The sequence below is a fragment of the Holzapfeliella sp. JNUCC 80 genome (genome assembly GCF_053667655.1).
Genome location: NZ_CM132205.1, coordinates 278,710 through 297,616, shown reverse-complemented (window position 1 = coordinate 297,616; position 18,907 = coordinate 278,710). Strand labels below are relative to the sequence as shown.

The window sequence follows — 18,907 nt, the reverse complement described above, 5'->3', positions numbered from 1 at the left end:
CACCTCACTATGTTCCAATTTTATATTATGATTTTTGTCTACCAAATTATAAAGACTCCATACCAAAAAAGTATGGAGTCTAAACTCGCATCATTTTCTGGCCTCAGCGGGAAATTAAGATAGATTAACTATCACCCGAGTCTTAGGTAGAAATCATAACTACAGTATAGCCTAGTTCATTGATTGATGTCAATCAATTAATTAAGCGTTTGGGTTCAAGTGAACACCTGGTGTAAATGTTGAAGTTACAGAAACGCTAGTTACGTATTGTCCTTTAGCAGATGCTGGACGAGCACGTAAAATAACATCATTTAGAGCGTTAAAGTTTTCAACAAGTTTTTCATCTGAGAATGAAACTTTACCGATTGGTGCGTGGATTAAACCAGCTTTATCAACACGGTATGTTACTTGTCCAGCTTTAACGTTTTTAACTGCAGTTTCAACATCCATTGTAACTGTACCAGTTTTAGGGTTAGGCATTAAACCTTTAGGTCCAAGTACACGACCTAATGGTCCAACTTTGGCCATCATTTGAGGTGTGGCAACCACAACGTCAAAATCTAACCATCCGTCTTGAATGCGTTCTACTAAGTCGTCAGAACCTACAACGTCTGCACCTGCAGCTTCTGCGGCTTTAGCTTGTTCACCTTCAGCGAATACAATAACACGTTGAGTTTTACCTGTTCCGTTTGGAAGAACAAGTGCTCCACGAATTTGTTGATCAGCTTGTCTTGGATCAACGTTTAAGTTGTATGCAACTTCAACAGTTGCGTCAAATTTTGCGTAATCCATTTCTTTTGTTAAAGAAATAGCTTCTTCGATTGAGTATTGTTTGCTTGAATCAACTTTTTTCAAAGCTTCAATATATTTTTTTCCATGCTTTGGCATGTGTTTTCCTCCTTGCAAATGTGGTCATCGGATTTATAATCCTCCCACTTGATTTGTTAACTTTCATTAACAATCCGACGCTGTCATGAAATTAGTCTTTTACAACAAATCCCATACTTCTAGCAGTACCTTCAACCATGCGCATAGCTGCTTCTACATCAGCAGCGTTTAGGTCTTGCATTTTTGTTTCAGCGATTTCTCTAACTTGATCTTTTGTAACTTCAGCGACTTTGTTTTTGTTTGGCTCGCCTGAACCTTTAGCTACTCCGGCTGCTTTAGTTAATAAAACAGCTGCTGGAGGAGTTTTTGTAACAAAATCGAATGAACGATCTTCATAAACTGTAATAACAACAGGAATAATCATTCCTTGTTGGTCAGCAGTTCTTGCGTTGAAATCTTTTGTGAAACCAACAATGTTGATCCCAGCTTGTCCTAGAGCAGGTCCAACTGGGGGAGCAGGAGTTGCTTGTCCTGCAGGAATTTGTAATTTAACAATGTTTGCGACTTTTTTTGCCACGTGACATACCTCCTCAAGTCCGTGTGTGGTTATAGTGGGGATGTATATTTCCCCTCCCACATATACTAAACATACTTGACTAACATAACACTAAAAAGTGAGTTTTGCAAGTCTATTTTTATTTTATTAGAATTTTTCTACTTGATTAAAGTCAAGTTCAGTATCTGTTTCTCTACCAAACATTTCTACTTCAACATGCAATTTGAATTTTTCGCGGTCAACTTCAACAATTTTACCAGCCATGCCTTCAAAAGCACCTTCTTTGATAGAAACCGTTTCGCCAACTTCAAAATCTTCTTCACTATAGCGAGTTGTTGCACCCATATGCTGTAGGATATGATCAATTTCTTCGTCTAGTAACGGAGCGGGTTTACTTCCGGCACCATGACTACCAACAAATCCTGTAACACCAGGAGTATTTCGAACAACAAACCATGATTGATCTGTCATGACCATTTCAACTAAGACATATCCAGGGAAAGTTTTTTCCATTTCAACTTTTCCACTGTCTTCTTTATCGTAACTTTTTTCTTCAGGTACTGCGACTCTGAAAATATGATTTTCCATACCCATAGTTTGAGCACGAGATTCTAAGTTTGTTTTGACTTTGTTTTCATATCCTGAATAAGTATGCAAGACATACCACTTTTTCTCATGTGATTCCATAGTGACTTTACTCCTTAATTTTTTGCAAAATAAAAAATCCCCATACAGCATGGAGATTTATCGGCGACTTGAGTATATCAAATATTTAAGATTTTGACAATCAATTAAAAGATTGAAGTCATTAGTGAGCTGAATGCCCAGTCTAACAATCCTAAATAAACAGCAAACATAATTGTTGTTGAGATAACAACCCATGTATCATGGCGGTTTTCTTTAAGTGTAGGCCATGAGACTAGTTTCATTTCAGCAAAAACACTTTTTAAAAATTTCATAATAACTCCTATCTCGTTTCTTTGTGTAAAGTATGTTTTCCACAATGTTTACAAAACTTTTTAACTTCTAAACGTTCTGTACGGTTTTTATTTTCAGACACTGTATAATTACGTGATCCGCAGTTAACACAGGCCAAAGCTACTTTTCTTAATGGCATAGTTCTCTCCTTAATAAGTCAATATAACAATAGCAAAAACTTTTTTTAAAGTCAAAACAAAGTCATATTACCAAACAAAAAAACTAAACGAAATCGTTTAGTCTTTTTGAACTTTACTATTATGACGACCATATGTGAAGTAAATAATTAGTCCCAAGACGAACCAAATACCAAACACTTGCCATGTTAAGGCTTTAAGTTGTGACATCAAGAATAGACATGCTAAAAATGAAACAACTGGTAGCACTGGATAAAATGGTGCTTTAAATGGGTGGTCTAATTGGTCATATTGTTTTGAGTTACGTAAGAAAATAATTCCAATTGAAACTGTCGCAAAAGCAAATAAAGTTCCAATGTTTACTAACTCAGTAATTTTGTCTAGTGGAATAAATGTTGCAAAAATAGCTGCAACAACTGTAAAGATAACTGTATTAATTACTGGTACGTGTGTTTTAGGATTAACCTTTGATAATGATTTTGGTAGTAAGCCATCACGACTAATTGCAAAAATCAAACGAGTTCCACCATATGCCATTACAAGCAAAACAGTTGTCATCCCTGCAACCGCACCTAGGGAAACAATTCCTGATACCCAGTTTTGGTTAATCAATTGTAGTGCAAACGCAACAGGATCCCCAACGTTTAGTTGTGTGTAGTGAACCACACCAACTAAAACGATTGCAACTGCTGCATACAATGCTGAAGCTACAACTAAACTTGAAATAATCCCAATCGGCATATCTCTTTTTGGGTTTTTAACTTCTTCAGCAGCTGTTGAAACCGCGTCAAAACCGATATAAGCATAAAATGCAATCGCTGCTCCAGATAGCACACCTGAAAAACCAAATGGCATTGCTGGAGAGTAGTTTTCTGGTTTTACATAAAATACAGCAACTGCTACAAACAGTACAATAACTGCAATTTTAATGAACACCATAATTTCGTTAATTTTAGTTGATTCTCTCAAACCTAAGCTAAGTAAAAATCCAATAACTAAAATAACAAGACCCGCAACTAGGTTTCCACCACCATGGCCATTTTCATAAGCTTGTGTCAAAAAGCCTGGCAAGTGAATTGAAAAACCACTCAATAAATTTTGGAAATACGATGACCAACTAACCGCCACCGACGAAACTGCGAATAAATATTCAGATATTAAGGACCATCCGATAATCCAAGCTACAATTTCACCAAAAACAACATAAACATAAGTATAAGCACTACCTGCAAGCGGAATAGTTGAAGCAAACTCTGAATAACATAAAGCTGCTAAAGCACAAACCACGGCGGCAATAATAAAAGATAAATAAGCACTTGGTCCTGCATGAAGCGCTGCAATAATACCAGGTGTAATAAAAATACCAGCACCAACAACGGCTCCTACCCCCATGGATGTTAATCCTAGAGCGCCTAATGTCTTTTCTAATTTACTATGTTTAACTTGATTCAAATCAACTGTTCGCTTCTTGAACAGTCCCTGAACAAAATTACTCATGTACTCACCGTCTTTCTTTTGTCGAAAATTAGATATAGATTAAATTTTATCTTATTTTTAACAACCTGACAAGAAAAACCTGACACAAAAAAGAACCGCTAGTTAATAGCGGTTCTTTTTGGATGAATCTTATTTCAAATGAGATTCGACAAATTCTTTGATTTTTGAATCTTCACAGTCCATAAATGGACGCATTTTTGATTCTGTCTCCAATGTGTTCTTGTTATTGTGGTCCATGAAGTAGTCCCATAGGGCATCTCTTACAGGGATGTCGCTAGTGCTCCAATCAAACGCATCAGACATCTTAGTGTCCAATAATAATTTTTGATCAACATATGCAGTTGCCATAGTAACTACCTCCTATTTATTTTTTACAATCTTAGTGTAGTTCCACCTTCATCGAAATGCAATTATTAAGACTCATCTTCTTCTAAAAATCGTAATATTTTTTTCCGACACCGATCTTTTGCCGCTCTCAATTGTTTACGCTCAATAGCTGTCAAAGAATTCTCATCTATAACCCCCAGCATAACTTGTAATGCTTTTACTTCAATCGGCGACAGCAACCGGACTAGTTTGTTTAACTTACGATGATCAACAAATCTCAACGTCTGAAGTGTCACTTCATAATAAACTTGAGCTGGTACAATCCCTAATTCAGAACTCTTTTCATAAGAAAAAGCTTCTGTCTGTGATTTTCGCTTTTGAGCAGACTCCCTTCTCAACAAACTTTTAGCGTGATTATGCAATCTGAGTTTGAAGAATCCCCCAAATTTAACTGCTTTTTCAATTTTAAATAACTTCGTTGTCTCATAACAAATAATCATAGCTTCTTGTTGCCAATCACTTTCATCATAATCTCGCAAAAAGTAATGAAATTTCACACGGTTAATCATAGGTTGGTAACGAACAACTAACTCGTTCAATGCATCGTCATTAGATAGACGGACTAACTTAACTAATTCATTATCTGTTTTCTTATTCATTATTTGCCCCTCCATGTGGCTCTTTAACTATAACAAGATAATAAATTTAATAACCTAAGCATTCGGTTTATCTAATCAAAAAAATAGAAGTGTCGCATATGCAACACTTCTATTTTTATACTTCACGTGAAGTAAAAGCTTGGTACATTAAAACACCAGCTGCTACACCCGCATTCAAACTTTGAACATGTCCAACCATTGGAATAGTTAACATTTGATCCATTTGTTCTTTTAACAGTCTTGAAATGCCTTTTCCTTCGTTTCCAATAACCAAAACAGTCTTACCTTTTGCATCCCATTTACGGTAATCTTGTCCTTTCATATCAGTCCCAAAGAACCAAAAACCGGCTTTTTTCATCTTATTAACAGTATTAACTAAGTTAGTTTCACGAATAACTGGCACATGATTAATCGCACCCGTTGAACTTTTAGCTACCACGCTTGTCAATCCCGTTGCACGATGTTTTGGAATAATAATCGCGTCAACACCTGTTGCATCAGCCGTTCTCAAAATTGAGCCTAAGTTGTGAGGATCTTCAATTGAATCCAACATCAAAATCATCGGATTTTTATCTTCTAACTGAGCTAGTGTTTCATCTAAATCCGCATATTCAAAGCTAGCAATTGTCAACACAATCCCTTGATGGTTAGTTTGATGACCAACTAATTTTTCAATTTTATTTTTGGGAACTTCTTGGACTACAACCCGTGCTTTTTTAGCTAATCCTCTAATTTCCTTTTCAAAATCGGCACTCACACCATTTTGTAAGAAGATTTTGTTAACACGTGTTCCTTCATTGTTCTTTAGATAGTCAACGGCAGCATGTTTACCGTAAACAAATTCTTCTGAGACTTTATTTGAATCTATACTCATTATTTGCTCCTGATTCTACTTTTTCAATACACCATTTCGTTAACTCAATCACGCGCTCATCTTGATGATTCAATGATAAAAAGCCAAAGACTGCTTCAAATCCTGTTGAAAGGTGGTATGTTGCAGTTGAGGTGTTCTTTGCTTTTGTATGACTTTTAGCATTGCGTCCACGCATGAAGATTGCTAACTCTTCATCAGTCAAAACGTCTTCATCTTGCATACGTGTGATTAAGGCTGCTTGTGCTTTAGCTGAAACATATTGCGTTGCTGTTTTTTGCAACTGATTGGGTCTCACAATACCAGATTCCACTAAATGCTGACGAATCAAAATTTCGTATGCACCATCACCGACATAGGCTAGTGTTACGGCATTCAAAATTGACGGATCTTTAATTTTCATTTCTCTTCCACCTTGTTCCTTGAGGAGTGTCTTCAATTACAATCCCCATCTCTTTTAATTGGTCTCTGATTTCATCACTAGTTTTGAAATCTTTTTGGCTTCTGGCTTCATCACGCTTTTGAATTAATGCTTCTACTTCTTCAGACAAGTTATCTGATTGTTGGTCAAACTGTACACCAAAAACGGTCATAATTTTGACAAATTCTGATTTAAAGTCGGCTAAAACAGTTTTGTCAACAGCTTCTTCTTGTAAGTGCTGATTAATCGCACGCATCAATTCATAAAGAACGGTTAGACCATTTTGAACGTTAAAATCATCATCCATTGCAGATTTGAATTCCCTAATTTTTTCGTTAAGTAGCTGTGATAACTCAACATCTTCTTGAGATGAAGTTTGGTCATTTAGACGGTAATCAATATTTTGATAAAGGTTCTTAAAGTATTGCACACGTTCACGTGCTTCTTGCATGTTATCGTCATTGTAATGAATTGGACGACGATATTGTGTACTGGCCATAAAGAAACGCAAAACGGTAGCATCTTCTTGTTTTAGTAAATCGTGAACTGTTACAAAATTACCTGCTGATTTACTCATCTTTTCGTTTTGGTTACCAACAGTTACAAAACCGTTGTGCATCCAATAATTCACAAATTTATGACCTGTCTTCGCTTCACTTTGTGCAATTTCATTCTCGTGATGTGGAAACTGTAAATCTTGTCCCCCACCGTGAATATCAAAAGTTTCACCAAGTAACTTAGTTGACATCACTGAACACTCAATATGCCAACCTGGACGACCTTTTCCAAAAGGTGAATCCCATGCGATTTCTGTTTCCTCTTTTTGAGGTTTCCATAAAACAAAATCAAGTGGGTCTTCTTTTGTGGCTACTTCTTCTTGCGTTAAATGTTGTGACGCACCATTTTCAAGTTGTTCAATATTTTGTTTTGACAGTTCGCCATAGTGCTTGAAATGGCGAGCGCGGAAATAAACATTACCTGAAACTTCATAAGCATAGCCTTTTTCAACTAAAGCTTCAATAAATTCGATAATATCGGCAATCATGTGTGTTGCTCTTGGATTATGAGTAGCTGGTTTGATATTTAGCGCTTTTGTATCTGCCATAAAAGCTTCAATAAAACGATTGGCTAATTCATCAACCGTAATCGCTTCTTTCTTAGCTTGGTTAATCATCTTGTCGTCAACATCAGTAAAGTTAGAAACGTAGGTTACTTGGTAACCTCTATATTCTAAATAACGACGTATTGTATCGAATGATACTGCACTTCTAGCATTTCCAATGTGAATATAATTATATACAGTAGGTCCACAGACATACATCTTCACTTCATTTTCATGAATAGGTTTAAATGGTTCTTTTTCTCGAGTTAACGTATTGAAGATTTTTATCATCGTTGCGGATCCCTTCTAGTTTTTTAATGAATAGTTTTATTATATAAGTTGTGAGCACAATTATAAACCGCAAAATAAAAAAAGCGACTTGACTAACTCAAGTCGCTTTTAAATTTATTTCATTTGATCTAGTGTTTGTTGAATATGTTTCATAGTCTTTTGACGACCTAACAATTCAATTGATTCACCAATTCCAGGTCCGTGCATTGAACGTGTTGTTGCAATACGAACAGGCATGAACAATTTACGTCCCTTAACTTTAGTTTCTTTTTGAATTTCTTTGATAACAGCCATAATTTGAACACTTGTAAAGTGGTCTAATTGTTCTAACTTATCGTGGAAAGCTTTCAAAACAACAGGTGCTGTTTCATCAGCTAATTCTGCCATTGCTTCTTCAGAAAGTGTATCTGGTTCTTTGAAGAAGATATCTGCAAATTCTGCAAGTTGAGCTGTGTAACTCATTTGTTCAGCATAAAGTGAAACTAATTGGCGGACCCATTCAATTTTTTCAGGAGTTGGATCTTTTTCAACTAAACCTTTTTCGATTAAGTTGTGTAGAGATAAATCTAACAACATATCAGGGTTAGCTGTTTTAACATATTGGTTGTTAACCCATTCTAGTTTTTTAGCATCAAATGACGCTGGTGATTTGCTTAATCTTTCAGGATCAAAAGCTTTGATTAACTCTTGTTTTGAGAAGATCTCATCTTCACCCACTGGTGACCAACCTAGTAAAGTAATGAAGTTGAACATTGCATCAGGCAAGTAGCCAAGTTCACGATATTGTTCGATGAATTGTAAAATTGATTCATCACGTTTTGATAACTTCTTACCTGTTTCAGTATTCACAATCAATGTCATGTGACCGAATTGTGGACGTTCCCATCCTAATGCATCATAAATCATTAATTGTTTTGGTGTATTTGCAATATGGTCATCTCCACGTAAAACGTGTGAAATTTCCATTAAGTGGTCATCAACAACAACCGCAAAGTTGTAAGTTGGCATGCCGTCACGTTTTTGAATAACGAAATCGCCACCAACTGTATTTCCTTCAAAGCTAATTTTACCTTTAACGATGTCGTCCCATTCGTAAAGTTCATTTGGCACGCGGAAACGAACAACAGGTGTTAGACCTTTAGCTTCTGATTCTTGTTGTGATTTTGCAATTTGGTCATCACTCATACCAGCGTATTCGTAAACATAGTGAGGCGCAATTCCTTTTTCGATTTGAGCTTCACGTTCTGCTGTCAACTCATCTTCTGTTTTGTATGAATGATAAGCTAAACCTTGATCTAATAATTGTTGAATATATTTTAAGTAAATATCCTTACGTTCTGATTGACGATAAGGACCATATTTACCACCAACATCTGGACCTTCATCCCAGTCAATTCCTAACCATCTCAAGTTATCTAATTGACTAGTTTCACCATCTTCAATGTTACGTTTTGTGTCAGTATCTTCGATACGAACAATAAACTTACCCTTGTTATGTCTAGCAAATAAGTAGTTAAATAATGCAGTTCTTGCATTCCCAATGTGCAAGTGTCCTGTAGGACTTGGTGCATAACGCACTCTCATTTTATTTTTACTCAATCCAAACGCCTCTTTCATTTGTAATACGCTATAAGTGTACAGGTTTCTTCTAAAAAATTCAAAGCTTAAAACAGGTAATTTAGTGCCTGTTGAATCGACACTACAGGAACGATTTCAATCCCTTCAGACTGACGCAATGACTCTGTCAGATTATTCTTAGGAATGTACACACGTTTAAACCCTAAATTACGTGCTTCTTTAATCCGATCTTCAATTTGTGTTACACGTCTAATTTCACCAGTTAAGCCAATTTCACCGATAAAACAGTCTGTTTGATTAATCTCTTTTTCTTTATAACTGGATGCGATTGCTACGGCAATTGCTAAATCAATAGCAGGTTCATCTAAACGAACACCACCTGTTGCCTTCAAGAATGCGTCTTGATTTTGCAATAATAATCCGCCACGTTTTTCAAGAACGGCCATGATTAGTGCAACACGATGCGTGTTAAGTCCAGTCGATGTTCGTTTAGCATTACCGAATGCTGTCGGTGTGACCAGTGCTTGGAGTTCTACCAAGATTGGGCGAGTTCCTTCCATTGAAACTACAACAGCAGACCCAGTACTATTGGGCAATCGCTCATCTAAAAAGATAGCAGATGGATTTTTGACTTCAGCAAGGCCTTCGCCCTTCATTTCAAACATGCCAATTTCATTAGCCGCACCAAAACGATTCTTAACAGAGCGAATAATGCGGTATGCATGATGAGCTTCTCCTTCAAAATATAAAACCGTATCCACCATATGTTCCAAAATCTTTGGTCCAGCAATACCACCGCTTTTCGTCACATGCCCCACCACAAAAACTGTGATTTGATCATTTTTAGCAATTTTCATTAGCTCAGAAGTAACTTCTTTCACTTGTGACACACTACCCACAACGGCATCCAATTCTGGCTCGTTCATAGTTTGAATCGAATCAATAATCAAAAAGTCAGGTTTCATTTCGTTAACTTGTTGGCGAATTTCACTCATATCGGTTTCTGAATAAATATATAGTTGTTCAGAATCGATCCCTAAACGTTGGGCCCTCATTTTGATTTGAGTCGGACTTTCTTCCCCGGATACATACAAGACTGTTTGTTTTTGAGCTAATTCACCACATACTTGTAAAAGTAGCGTTGACTTTCCAATCCCTGGATCACCACCTAAAAGAACTAATGACCCTTTCACTGCACCGCCACCTAAAACACGGTCTAACTCATCAAACTGTGTTGATGTTCGATTTTCTTTAGTTGACGTAATTTCTTTTAGATGCTGCGGTTGTCGAATACCTGTTGTTGTCATTCTTCTACTTGGTGTTGCTTTGTTTGATACTTTAGCCGACTCTTTTTTAGTCTCAACAAACTGATTCCAAGCCTGACAATTAGGACATCTTCCTAAATAACTTGCCGAATGATAGCCACAGTTTTGACAGGTATACTCTATTCTTGATTTCGCCAATCTCTATTCTCCTTTATTCACCTGATGAACCAAATCCTCCTGTTCGTTCCTTTTGATCATTTGATTCATCATCAACCGTTAAGTAAGGCATGAAGATACCTTGCCCGATGCGTTCACCTTTTTTAATTCTAAGTGTTCTAGGTCCAAAGTTTAAAACCTGAATGAAAATTTCGCCTTCATTATTTTCATTACCATAATAGTCTGAGTCAATAATCCCGATTCCGTTAGGCAAAATTAATTGACGCTTAATTGGATTACTAGAACGGTTAGCTAACATTAAATACTCATCTTCACCCATATAAGCTTTAATTCCTGTTGGGACTAAAAATGGACGAAGTGTTTCATTAGCTAATTGTTCGTCTTGTTTTGTTAGTTTATGGCCGTTTTTGATCAAACGAAAAATACGGACAAAATTCAATCGCCAAATTGATGGGATTTCAAAATCTTCAGCTGCTTCAAAGTCATAACCAGCTGCGCCTTTAGTTTGTCTTTTAGGAATATTTAATCCCATTCCTTGGTATCGTGTTACAATCTCAAATCCTCGTTTTTTCATAAAGAGCTCCCTCATTTCATTTTGTAAGGTTTATTATAAACAAGATAAAGTATAATTTCATTGATATTACCAAAAAATTCTTAGACAATAGAGATGGAGGTGATAATGTGGAATTTTTAGAAGAAAAGAATCGTTTTTATCAATTAGATGACGAGCAAAAATTAGTTGCTGAAATTCGATTTGATACTATCAAAGACAATCAAGTACTGGTTATTGAACATACTTTTACGCGTCCAGATTTCCGCGGACAAGGAATCGCAGCTGAACTCGTTAAAAAGGTTGTCGATTTTGCAATTGAAAATCACCAACAAGTTCAACCTCTTTGTTCATATGCAAAAAAAGAATTTATCAAAAACAAAGACTATCAAAAAATTTGGTATAACCATTAATTATTGAAAGGACCTAATCCCATCATGAATCAAAATACATTAAAAAAATCTGCTGCTGAATACGCTTGTGCTAACTTTATACACGACAATATGAAACTTGGACTTGGAACAGGTTCTACTGTAACATTTTTAGTTGATGCTTTAGGCAAACGTATTAAAGAAGAAAATCTAAATATTACAACCGTTTCAACTTCTTCAAGAACAAAACGTCAAGCTGAAAGCTTAGGAATCAAAGTTGTCGATTTAAACGATATCGATGAACTTGACCTAACTATTGATGGTGCTGACCAAATTAGCCCTGACTATCAAGGAATTAAGGGTGGTGGTGCTGCCCACACTCTAGAAAAAATTGTTGCAACTGCTTCAAAACGTAACCTATGGATTGTTGATGAAAGTAAGATTGCTGAACCATTTGGTTCTTTCCCTCTACCTGTTGAGGTTTTAGACAAAGCGCAACATCAATTAATGCTTCAATTTGAACAAAAAGAGCTTAATCCTCAATTACGCTTAAATGAAAATGGGGAACACGTAAGAACTCACTTTGGTAATTTAATTGTTGATTTACATTTAGGTCAAATTCAAAATCCTCATGAACTAGGTGCATACTTAAAATCCCAAGTTGGCGTAGTTGAACACGGTTTATTCCTTGACACAGTCAACACTGTCATCGTTGGTCGTGAAGAAGGCCCAAATTGTATCGATAATATTCGTTAATAAAATATTAATAAAATATTAGAAAAATCAATTGATTTGAGGTACAATGACTTCAAGATTCAAATTACATAGGAGGAACCTTTATGTCTAAAGATATTTCACAACAAGATTTAGTTAAAATCGAACAAGATTTTGCACAATACCCTTCAGCACGTGTTTTACAACGCGCAGTTATGACTAACGGGATTAATGCAAGTAGTCAAAACATGGATTCACAAATTGCAATGGACCCTACTTTTTCAGTAGAAGTTGAAACTGGCGAAGTTTCAAACCAAAAACAATCAGGTCGTTGCTGGATGTTTGCTGCATTGAACACAATGCGTCACCCATTCCAAAAAGAATTCAAAATCAATGGTTTTGAATTATCACAAAACTTTACATTCTTCTGGGACAAGTTCGAAAAAGCAAACTTCTTCTACGAAAATGTTATCGAAACTTCAGATTTACCTCTTGGTGACCGTAAAGTTGATTTCTTATTAACAACACCTCAACAAGATGGTGGTCAATGGGATATGTTAGTAGCCCTAGTTCAAAAATATGGTTTAGTTCCTAAATCAGTAATGCCTGAAACATTCAGTGCTACAAAATCTGCTCAACTAAACAAAAACTTGAACTTAAAATTACGTCGTGATGCTGTTGAATTACGTCGTTTAATGGACGAAGAAACACCTAGAGAACAAGTTGAAGCTCGCAAAAACGAATTCTTAAGCGAAGTTTACCGTATGCTAGCTTATGCTTTGGGTAACCCTCCTAAAACATTTGATTTTGAATACCGCGATACAGACAAAAAATACCATCGTGATGCACAATTAACACCTCAATCATTCTTTGAAAAATACATTGGCTGGAACCTTGAAGATTACGTTTCTGTTATCAACGCCCCAACTGAAGATAAACCATTTAACCAAGCTTACAATGTTGAACTACTAGGAAACGTTGTAGGTGGACGTGAAGTTCGTCACTTAAATCTTGAAATTGAAGAACTAAAACGTCTAACAATTGCCCAACTAGAAGCTGGCGAAACCGTTTGGTTTGGTTCAGATGTTGGTCAAAGTTCAGACCGTCAAGCTGGTATTATGGATACTGAAATTTACAAACCAGATGAACTATTCGATGTTGATTTACACATGACTAAAGGTGATCGTTTAGGTTACGCTGAAAGTCTAATGACTCACGCTATGGTTATCACAGGTGTTGACTTAGTTGAAGGTCAACCAACTCGTTGGAAAGTTGAAAACTCATGGGGAGATAAAGTCGGTCATAAAGGTTACTTTGTGATGAGCGACTCATGGTTTGAAGAATTTACTTACCAAGTTGTTATTAACAAAAAATTCTTAACTGCTGACCAAAAAGACATCTACGAAAACTCAGAAGCACATGTATTAGCTCCTTGGGATCCAATGGGTGCATTAGCTGAATAATAATCGGCAAACAAAAAAGAGTGAACTTAACTGTTCGCTCTTTTTTAATACCTTTTTTTAGCTAAAATCGCTAACTTATCATCTAACTGATATTGAATAATTTCACTATTATTCACTTCAACACCATCAATATTTTGATCACTGATTGCTTCCAAATATTTAATAAGTGCTCTAATTGTACTACCATGTGCTACTACAAGCTGATCATTGCCCAACAGCAATTCAGGTGCAATCTGCTCCTCAAAATACGGAATTATACGATTACTAGCCATTCTAAGACTTTCTGATGCTGGCAATGATTTTTGTGGAATCAAATGATAACGATGGTCAAAATGTTTATTGTCTGATTTTGGTGGGATGGCATCAAAACTACGGCGCCATTTTTGAACAGTCTCAACACCATACATTTGACGTGTTTCATCTTTATTCAAGCCACCTAACCCACCATAGTGACGTTCGTTCAAACGCCAACTTTTCAACATGGGCAAGTATAACAACCTTTGCTCTTCTAATATAATGTTTGCTGTTTTAATTGCACGCTTCAAAACTGAAGTGTGCACTTTTTTTATGTTGATATCATCAATTTGACCGAGCTTATAGCCCGCTGCTTTAGCTTGAGAAACACCTTCTTTTGTTAAATCAACATCATTCCAGCCTGTATAAGTATTCGTTGCATTTGCAGTACTTTGTCCATGCCTCACTAATAACAGATTTACCACATTTTAACCTCCTGACTCTTACTGTTCATTTTCACCATGAGGAATAATCTTTTCGTTAAGTCCTCTGGCACTTTCTACTTGAATTGTAACATGTGAAATCCCAAAGTTTTGCTTCAATACATGATTAATTTGATCATATAGTCCATCTAGCTTTTCGACTTTGATTTTTGAATCGACATTAATATGCGCATCTAACATGATTTCTGCATCACTGAATTGCCAAACATGAACATGATGCACAGCATTAATTAAGTCCAGTTTTAATAAGTCTGATTCAACTTTTTCTAAATCAACATTTGGGTTTGACTCCATTAAAATATTCAATGTGTTTTTTAGAATTTTAATAGCTTCATACCCTAAAACAACTGATACAATCACCGTAATAACCGCATCAATCCACATAATATGATAAACATTAATCAAAATTGCTGCGATGATAACACCTATTGAGGATAATGCATCAGACAACATATGTAAGAATACTGACTTAATATTGACGTTATCTTTTGAATGTTGGTGCATCACTAACATTGAAATAAAGTTAGCAATCAAGCCAATTACAGCAATAATCAACATCAACTCGCCATCAATTGTCACTTCATCATTTAATCGCTCAAAAGCTTCAATTACCAAATAAACCGTCATTGCCAGTAAAATAAATGCATTCACAAATGCTGCGATAATTTCAGCTCGTTTATAACCAAATGTCTTATTTGAATTTTGCTTCTTCTTTCCGATTAAATGTGCGACAAAAGATAAAATGATAGCGCCCACATCACCTAAATTATGCACAGCATCTGAAAGTAAAGCCAACGATCCTGACATAAATCCACCAATGAATTCCGCTAATGTGATAACAACATTAAGGATGGCCACACTAAAGAAATTCTTTGAAACTTTATCTTTCATACCGATATCTCCTTTTGTTTTTCTGTCTTTATTTTATAACAAACGGTTTAATTTTGATATCTTTTACACTTTTTTTAACTGTGGTCTCAAAAAACACGCTAAAAAATATACATCTTGATTGGCTCAATCACTTGATAATAAAACAAACTCAAAATGAATATTCTTTATTTTTGTATAATTATCCAAAAATCATTGATTCGGCTAGCTTTGACTGCTACTATTAACCCATAATAATTAAAGAAAAATTAAAGGGGCGTTTTATTATGACAAAAGAAAAAATTATTTTAGCATATTCCGGTGGACTAGATACATCTGTCGCTATTAAGTGGCTTTCAGATGAAGGTTATGAGGTTATCGCTTGTTGTTTAGACATTGGTGAAGGCAAAGATACTGAAGCGATTAAACAAAAAGCATTACAAGTTGGTGCAAGCGAATCTTACGCAATTGATGCGCGTGAAGAATTTGCACAAGACTTTGCTTTAATTGCATTACAAGGTAACACCTTCTATGAAGATTCCTACCCACTTGTTTCCGCACTTTCCCGTCCGCTCATTTCTAAAAAATTAGTTGAACTAGCGCATGAAACAAACGCAACGACTATTGCACATGGTTGTACAGGTAAAGGAAATGACCAAGTTCGTTTTGAAGTTGCTATTGCAGCACTAGATCCTAATCTTAAAATTATTGCACCTATTCGTGAATGGAAATGGTCTCGTGAACAAGAAATCGACTACGCTATCAAAAATAATGTTCCAATTCCAGCAAACTTGGATAATCCTTATTCAATTGACCAGAATCTGTGGGGACGTGCTTGTGAATGTGGTATTTTAGAAGACCCTTGGCAAACCCCTCCTGAAGGCGCTTATGACATTACGAATTCTCTTGAAGAAGCACCAGGCGAAGCTGAAACAATTGAAATCAAATTTGAATCTGGCATCCCTGTTGCACTTAATCATGAAGAACTACCACTAGCACAGCTTATTTTAAAATTAAATGATATCGCAGGTAAACACGGTATTGGCCGTATCGATCACATTGAAAACCGTCTAGTTGGTATTAAATCCCGTGAAGTTTACGAATGTCCGGGGGCTATGACACTACTTAAAGCCCATAAAGAATTAGAAGATTTGGTTTTTGTTCGCGAACTCGCTCACTTCAAGCCTGTTATTGAACAACAATTATCACAAATCATCTATGACGGTCTTTGGTTTAACCCACTAACTGACGCTTTAATCGCATTCTTAAAGAGCACTCAAAAATATGTTAACGGTGATGTCCGTCTTAAATTATACAAAGGTAATGTTATCTGCGAAGGTCGTCAATCAGCTAATAGCCTTTATGATGAAAACCTAGCAACGTATACTTCAGCAGATACCTTTGACCAAGATGCAGCAGTTGGCTTCATCAAACTTTGGGGATTACCAAGTAAAGTCCAATCAGAAGTCAAAACAAAAGCAAATTTAAATTAAGTAATGAAGGGTGATTATAATGAAAAAACTTTGGGGAGGTCGTTTTGACGGCAAAAATGAACACTGGATTGACGAATTTGGTGCCTCAATTGATGTTGATCAACAACTAGCTGATCAAGATATTGCAGGCAGTCTTGCACACGTCAAAATGTTAGGTGAAACAGGTATTTTAATTGAAGATGAAGTCAATCAAATTACAACTGGACTTAAACAAGTTCAAGAAAAGATTCATCAGGGTTTACTTGAATTCACAGTCGAAAACGAAGATATTCACCTAAATATTGAAAGTTTTCTAACGGAACAAATTGGTCCTGTTGCAGGCAAACTACATACCGCTCGTAGTCGTAATGACCAAGTGGCAACAGATATTCATTTATACGTTAAAGATGCGACTCATGAGGTCATTAAATTAATTAATCAATTCAGAAAAGTGCTAGTTGACCAAGCTCAAAATAATGTTGAAACGATTCTTCCTGGGTATACCCATCTGCAACATGCTCAACCCATTTCATTTGGTCACCATTTGATGGCTTACTATCAAATGCTAAAACGTGATGAAGAACGATTTACTGAGAGTCTTAAACGTGTTGATATTTCACCGCTAGGAAGTGCCGCTCTTGCTGGGACAACCTTCCCTATTAATCGTCAACTAACCGCTAGTGAACTTGACTTTGCAGACGTTTACCCCAATAGTTTAGATGCTGTTAGTGATCGTGATTTTATTTTGGAATTTTTGAGTAATAGCTCATTACTGATGATGCACTTATCCCGTTTTTGTGAAGAAATTATTTTATGGTGTAGTCATGAATTTAAGTTTGTGGAATTATCTGATACTTATTCAACTGGTAGTTCTATCATGCCCCAAAAGAAAAACCCCGATATGGCTGAACTCATTCGGGGTAAAACTGGACGTGTTTATGGTAATTTGATGCAGTTGTTAACTACAATGAAAGGGTTGCCTCTTGCCTATAATAAAGATATGCAAGAAGACAAACATAGTGTGTTCGACAGTGCTAACACCATCACTCATTGTCTAAAAGTCATGTCAGGTATGGTTGAGACGATGACTGTCAATCATGAGAATATGGCCCAATCAACGAAAAAAGACTTCTCAAATGCGACAGAACTTGCCGATTACCTAGCTAACTTAGGAACCCCCTTTAGAGAGGCTCATGAAATTGTCGGCAAATTAGTGTTAGATTGTATTCATAAAGGCACTTACTTGCAAGATATCACTTTAAGTGATTATCAAGCGATTAATCCCAATATCACAACTGAAGTTTATGACAAACTTGATCCTTATCACGCTGTTAAAAACCGCCATTCATTTGGTGGCACTGGCTTTGATCAAGTTCAACATCAAATTGATATTGCTAAACAAGAATTATAAAAAGCATGGCTGATTGTAGCCATGCTTTTTTGTTATTTAACTTGCCAATTATTATATACCATTTTATCCAAAATCGGATTTCCTTGTAGTTCTTCTTTGGCTCTTAAAACTAATGGTGAGACGTTTTGAATATCTATATCAGATAGTTCAACCCAGATTATTGAATCAGAATTATTTTTACCATCAGCTACTAGTTCAGGTAACGCTTTCTTATTGACAGTATTATCTATTCTAAAATCATAGAAAGCCATAATATGATGAACAGCAAAATTTGCTCTTTCTTCTCTAACAATCGCATCATATATTCTAGGATTAGAATAAGATAATACCGTAAATCCTGTTTCTTCAGATACTTCTCTAACCAGCGTTTCAGTCAATCCCTCGCCAGATTCCTGACTTCCCCCTGGAAGATCTAATCTATTTTTATAAGGACCCGCATTTTTCTTGATACATAATAATTTTTGACTCTCATAGCAAACACCATAAACACCAAAATGATTAGTTGTTTTCATACTTTTATCCACCCTAATTCAAAACTAGCTGAAATAATTTATATTAATTAGCCAAATATTAGCCTTATTATAACCATAAAATCACACAAAAAAACACCCTCCAAATGGAGAGTGTTTTTTGAT

Annotated in this window: 22 protein-coding genes and 1 other annotated feature; of the genes, 5 read left to right on the top strand and 17 right to left on the bottom strand. The window is 35.9% G+C overall.

All coding sequences use genetic code 11. The features are described from left to right. Positions 1 to 38: 38 nt before the first annotated feature. Positions 39 to 165 (bottom strand) — a sequence feature (ribosomal protein L10 leader region). A gap of 36 nt (positions 166 to 201) precedes the next feature. The 14 genes from rplA to JNUCC80_RS01445 form a co-directional block, all read right to left on the bottom strand. Next, entirely contained in the window at positions 202 to 888 is a 687-nt protein-coding gene (gene rplA, locus JNUCC80_RS01510; RefSeq protein ID WP_454143259.1) for a 50S ribosomal protein L1, read from the bottom strand. Positions 889 to 979: 91 nt separating this feature from the next. Then, the gene (gene rplK, locus JNUCC80_RS01505; RefSeq protein WP_056974494.1) at positions 980 to 1,405 is read right to left on the bottom strand and encodes a 50S ribosomal protein L11; all 426 of its coding nucleotides are present in this window, start codon (positions 1,403 to 1,405) and stop codon (positions 980 to 982) included. A 126-nt stretch (positions 1,406 to 1,531) separates the two neighbouring features. Beyond that, positions 1,532 to 2,071, bottom strand: a complete 540-nt coding sequence (nusG, locus tag JNUCC80_RS01500) for a transcription termination/antitermination protein NusG (RefSeq protein WP_454143261.1) — start codon at positions 2,069 to 2,071, stop codon at positions 1,532 to 1,534. Between the two features lie 104 nt (positions 2,072 to 2,175). Further along, complete coding sequence (gene secE / locus JNUCC80_RS01495; protein WP_339970244.1) at positions 2,176 to 2,346, bottom strand: preprotein translocase subunit SecE; 171 nt, start codon at positions 2,344 to 2,346, stop codon at positions 2,176 to 2,178. 5 nt (positions 2,347 to 2,351) lie between these two features. Continuing rightward, positions 2,352 to 2,501 (bottom strand): 50S ribosomal protein L33, encoded by a 150-nt coding sequence (gene rpmG, locus JNUCC80_RS01490; protein ID WP_339969026.1) that lies wholly within the window; start codon positions 2,499 to 2,501, stop codon positions 2,352 to 2,354. 97 nt (positions 2,502 to 2,598) lie between these two features. Further along, complete coding sequence (locus JNUCC80_RS01485) at positions 2,599 to 3,996, bottom strand: amino acid permease (protein WP_454143264.1); 1,398 nt, start codon at positions 3,994 to 3,996, stop codon at positions 2,599 to 2,601. Positions 3,997 to 4,125: 129 nt separating this feature from the next. Continuing rightward, a complete protein-coding gene (locus JNUCC80_RS01480) occupies positions 4,126 to 4,344 on the bottom strand; it encodes a P8 family protein (protein ID WP_454143266.1) in 219 nt (72 codons plus the stop codon). Between the two features lie 65 nt (positions 4,345 to 4,409). Then, positions 4,410 to 4,982 (bottom strand): RNA polymerase sigma factor, encoded by a 573-nt coding sequence (locus JNUCC80_RS01475; protein WP_454143268.1) that lies wholly within the window; start codon positions 4,980 to 4,982, stop codon positions 4,410 to 4,412. 115 nt (positions 4,983 to 5,097) lie between these two features. Beyond that, the gene (rlmB, locus tag JNUCC80_RS01470) at positions 5,098 to 5,856 is read right to left on the bottom strand and encodes a 23S rRNA (guanosine(2251)-2'-O)-methyltransferase RlmB (protein WP_454153090.1); all 759 of its coding nucleotides are present in this window, start codon (positions 5,854 to 5,856) and stop codon (positions 5,098 to 5,100) included. Next, on the bottom strand, positions 5,837 to 6,256 hold the full coding sequence (locus JNUCC80_RS01465) for a Mini-ribonuclease 3 (RefSeq protein WP_454153089.1): 420 nt from the start codon (positions 6,254 to 6,256) through the stop codon (positions 5,837 to 5,839). Before JNUCC80_RS01465 ends, rlmB begins: the two co-directional genes overlap by 20 nt. Then, positions 6,246 to 7,664 carry a cysteine--tRNA ligase gene (gene cysS / locus JNUCC80_RS01460; protein WP_454153329.1) on the bottom strand — a complete coding sequence of 473 codons (1,419 nt, stop codon included), beginning with the start codon at positions 7,662 to 7,664 and terminating at the stop codon, positions 6,246 to 6,248. The genes JNUCC80_RS01465 and cysS overlap by 11 nt, the downstream gene beginning before the upstream one ends. Positions 7,665 to 7,781: 117 nt before the next feature. After that, the gene (gltX, locus tag JNUCC80_RS01455) at positions 7,782 to 9,266 is read right to left on the bottom strand and encodes a glutamate--tRNA ligase (RefSeq protein ID WP_454153088.1); all 1,485 of its coding nucleotides are present in this window, start codon (positions 9,264 to 9,266) and stop codon (positions 7,782 to 7,784) included. A 65-nt stretch (positions 9,267 to 9,331) separates the two neighbouring features. Continuing rightward, complete coding sequence (radA, locus tag JNUCC80_RS01450; RefSeq protein WP_454153087.1) at positions 9,332 to 10,708, bottom strand: DNA repair protein RadA; 1,377 nt, start codon at positions 10,706 to 10,708, stop codon at positions 9,332 to 9,334. A 13-nt stretch (positions 10,709 to 10,721) separates the two neighbouring features. Beyond that, a complete protein-coding gene (locus JNUCC80_RS01445) occupies positions 10,722 to 11,261 on the bottom strand; it encodes a dUTP diphosphatase (protein WP_454153086.1) in 540 nt (179 codons plus the stop codon). Positions 11,262 to 11,368: 107 nt separating this feature from the next. On the opposite strand from JNUCC80_RS01445, the gene JNUCC80_RS01440 reads away from it, so the two are divergent. The 3 genes from JNUCC80_RS01440 (at position 11,369) to JNUCC80_RS01430 (ending at position 13,785) form a co-directional block, all read left to right on the top strand. Continuing rightward, positions 11,369 to 11,650 (top strand): GNAT family N-acetyltransferase, encoded by a 282-nt coding sequence (locus tag JNUCC80_RS01440; RefSeq protein ID WP_454143280.1) that lies wholly within the window; start codon positions 11,369 to 11,371, stop codon positions 11,648 to 11,650. 24 nt (positions 11,651 to 11,674) lie between these two features. Further along, positions 11,675 to 12,364 (top strand): ribose-5-phosphate isomerase RpiA, encoded by a 690-nt coding sequence (gene rpiA / locus JNUCC80_RS01435; RefSeq protein ID WP_454153085.1) that lies wholly within the window; start codon positions 11,675 to 11,677, stop codon positions 12,362 to 12,364. A gap of 83 nt (positions 12,365 to 12,447) precedes the next feature. Next, positions 12,448 to 13,785, top strand: coding sequence for a C1 family peptidase (locus JNUCC80_RS01430; RefSeq protein WP_454153084.1), 1,338 nt, complete (start codon positions 12,448 to 12,450; stop codon positions 13,783 to 13,785). A gap of 44 nt (positions 13,786 to 13,829) precedes the next feature. Here JNUCC80_RS01430 and JNUCC80_RS01425 read toward each other — a convergent pair whose 3' ends face one another. After that, positions 13,830 to 14,504, bottom strand: a complete 675-nt coding sequence (locus JNUCC80_RS01425) for a 2,3-bisphosphoglycerate-dependent phosphoglycerate mutase (protein WP_454153083.1) — start codon at positions 14,502 to 14,504, stop codon at positions 13,830 to 13,832. Positions 14,505 to 14,522: 18 nt separating this feature from the next. Next, positions 14,523 to 15,413 carry a cation diffusion facilitator family transporter gene (locus JNUCC80_RS01420; protein WP_454143288.1) on the bottom strand — a complete coding sequence of 297 codons (891 nt, stop codon included), beginning with the start codon at positions 15,411 to 15,413 and terminating at the stop codon, positions 14,523 to 14,525. A gap of 263 nt (positions 15,414 to 15,676) precedes the next feature. Here JNUCC80_RS01420 and JNUCC80_RS01415 point away from each other — a divergent pair, with 263 nt between their 5' ends. Next, the gene (locus tag JNUCC80_RS01415; protein WP_454153082.1) at positions 15,677 to 16,882 is read left to right on the top strand and encodes an argininosuccinate synthase; all 1,206 of its coding nucleotides are present in this window, start codon (positions 15,677 to 15,679) and stop codon (positions 16,880 to 16,882) included. 19 nt (positions 16,883 to 16,901) lie between these two features. After that, positions 16,902 to 18,272, top strand: coding sequence for an argininosuccinate lyase (gene argH / locus JNUCC80_RS01410; RefSeq protein ID WP_454153081.1), 1,371 nt, complete (start codon positions 16,902 to 16,904; stop codon positions 18,270 to 18,272). 32 nt (positions 18,273 to 18,304) lie between these two features. Here the strand turns inward: argH and JNUCC80_RS01405 are convergent, their stop codons facing one another. Then, positions 18,305 to 18,784, bottom strand: a complete 480-nt coding sequence (locus JNUCC80_RS01405; protein ID WP_454153080.1) for an NUDIX hydrolase — start codon at positions 18,782 to 18,784, stop codon at positions 18,305 to 18,307. Between the last annotated feature and the right edge of the window lie 123 nt (positions 18,785 to 18,907).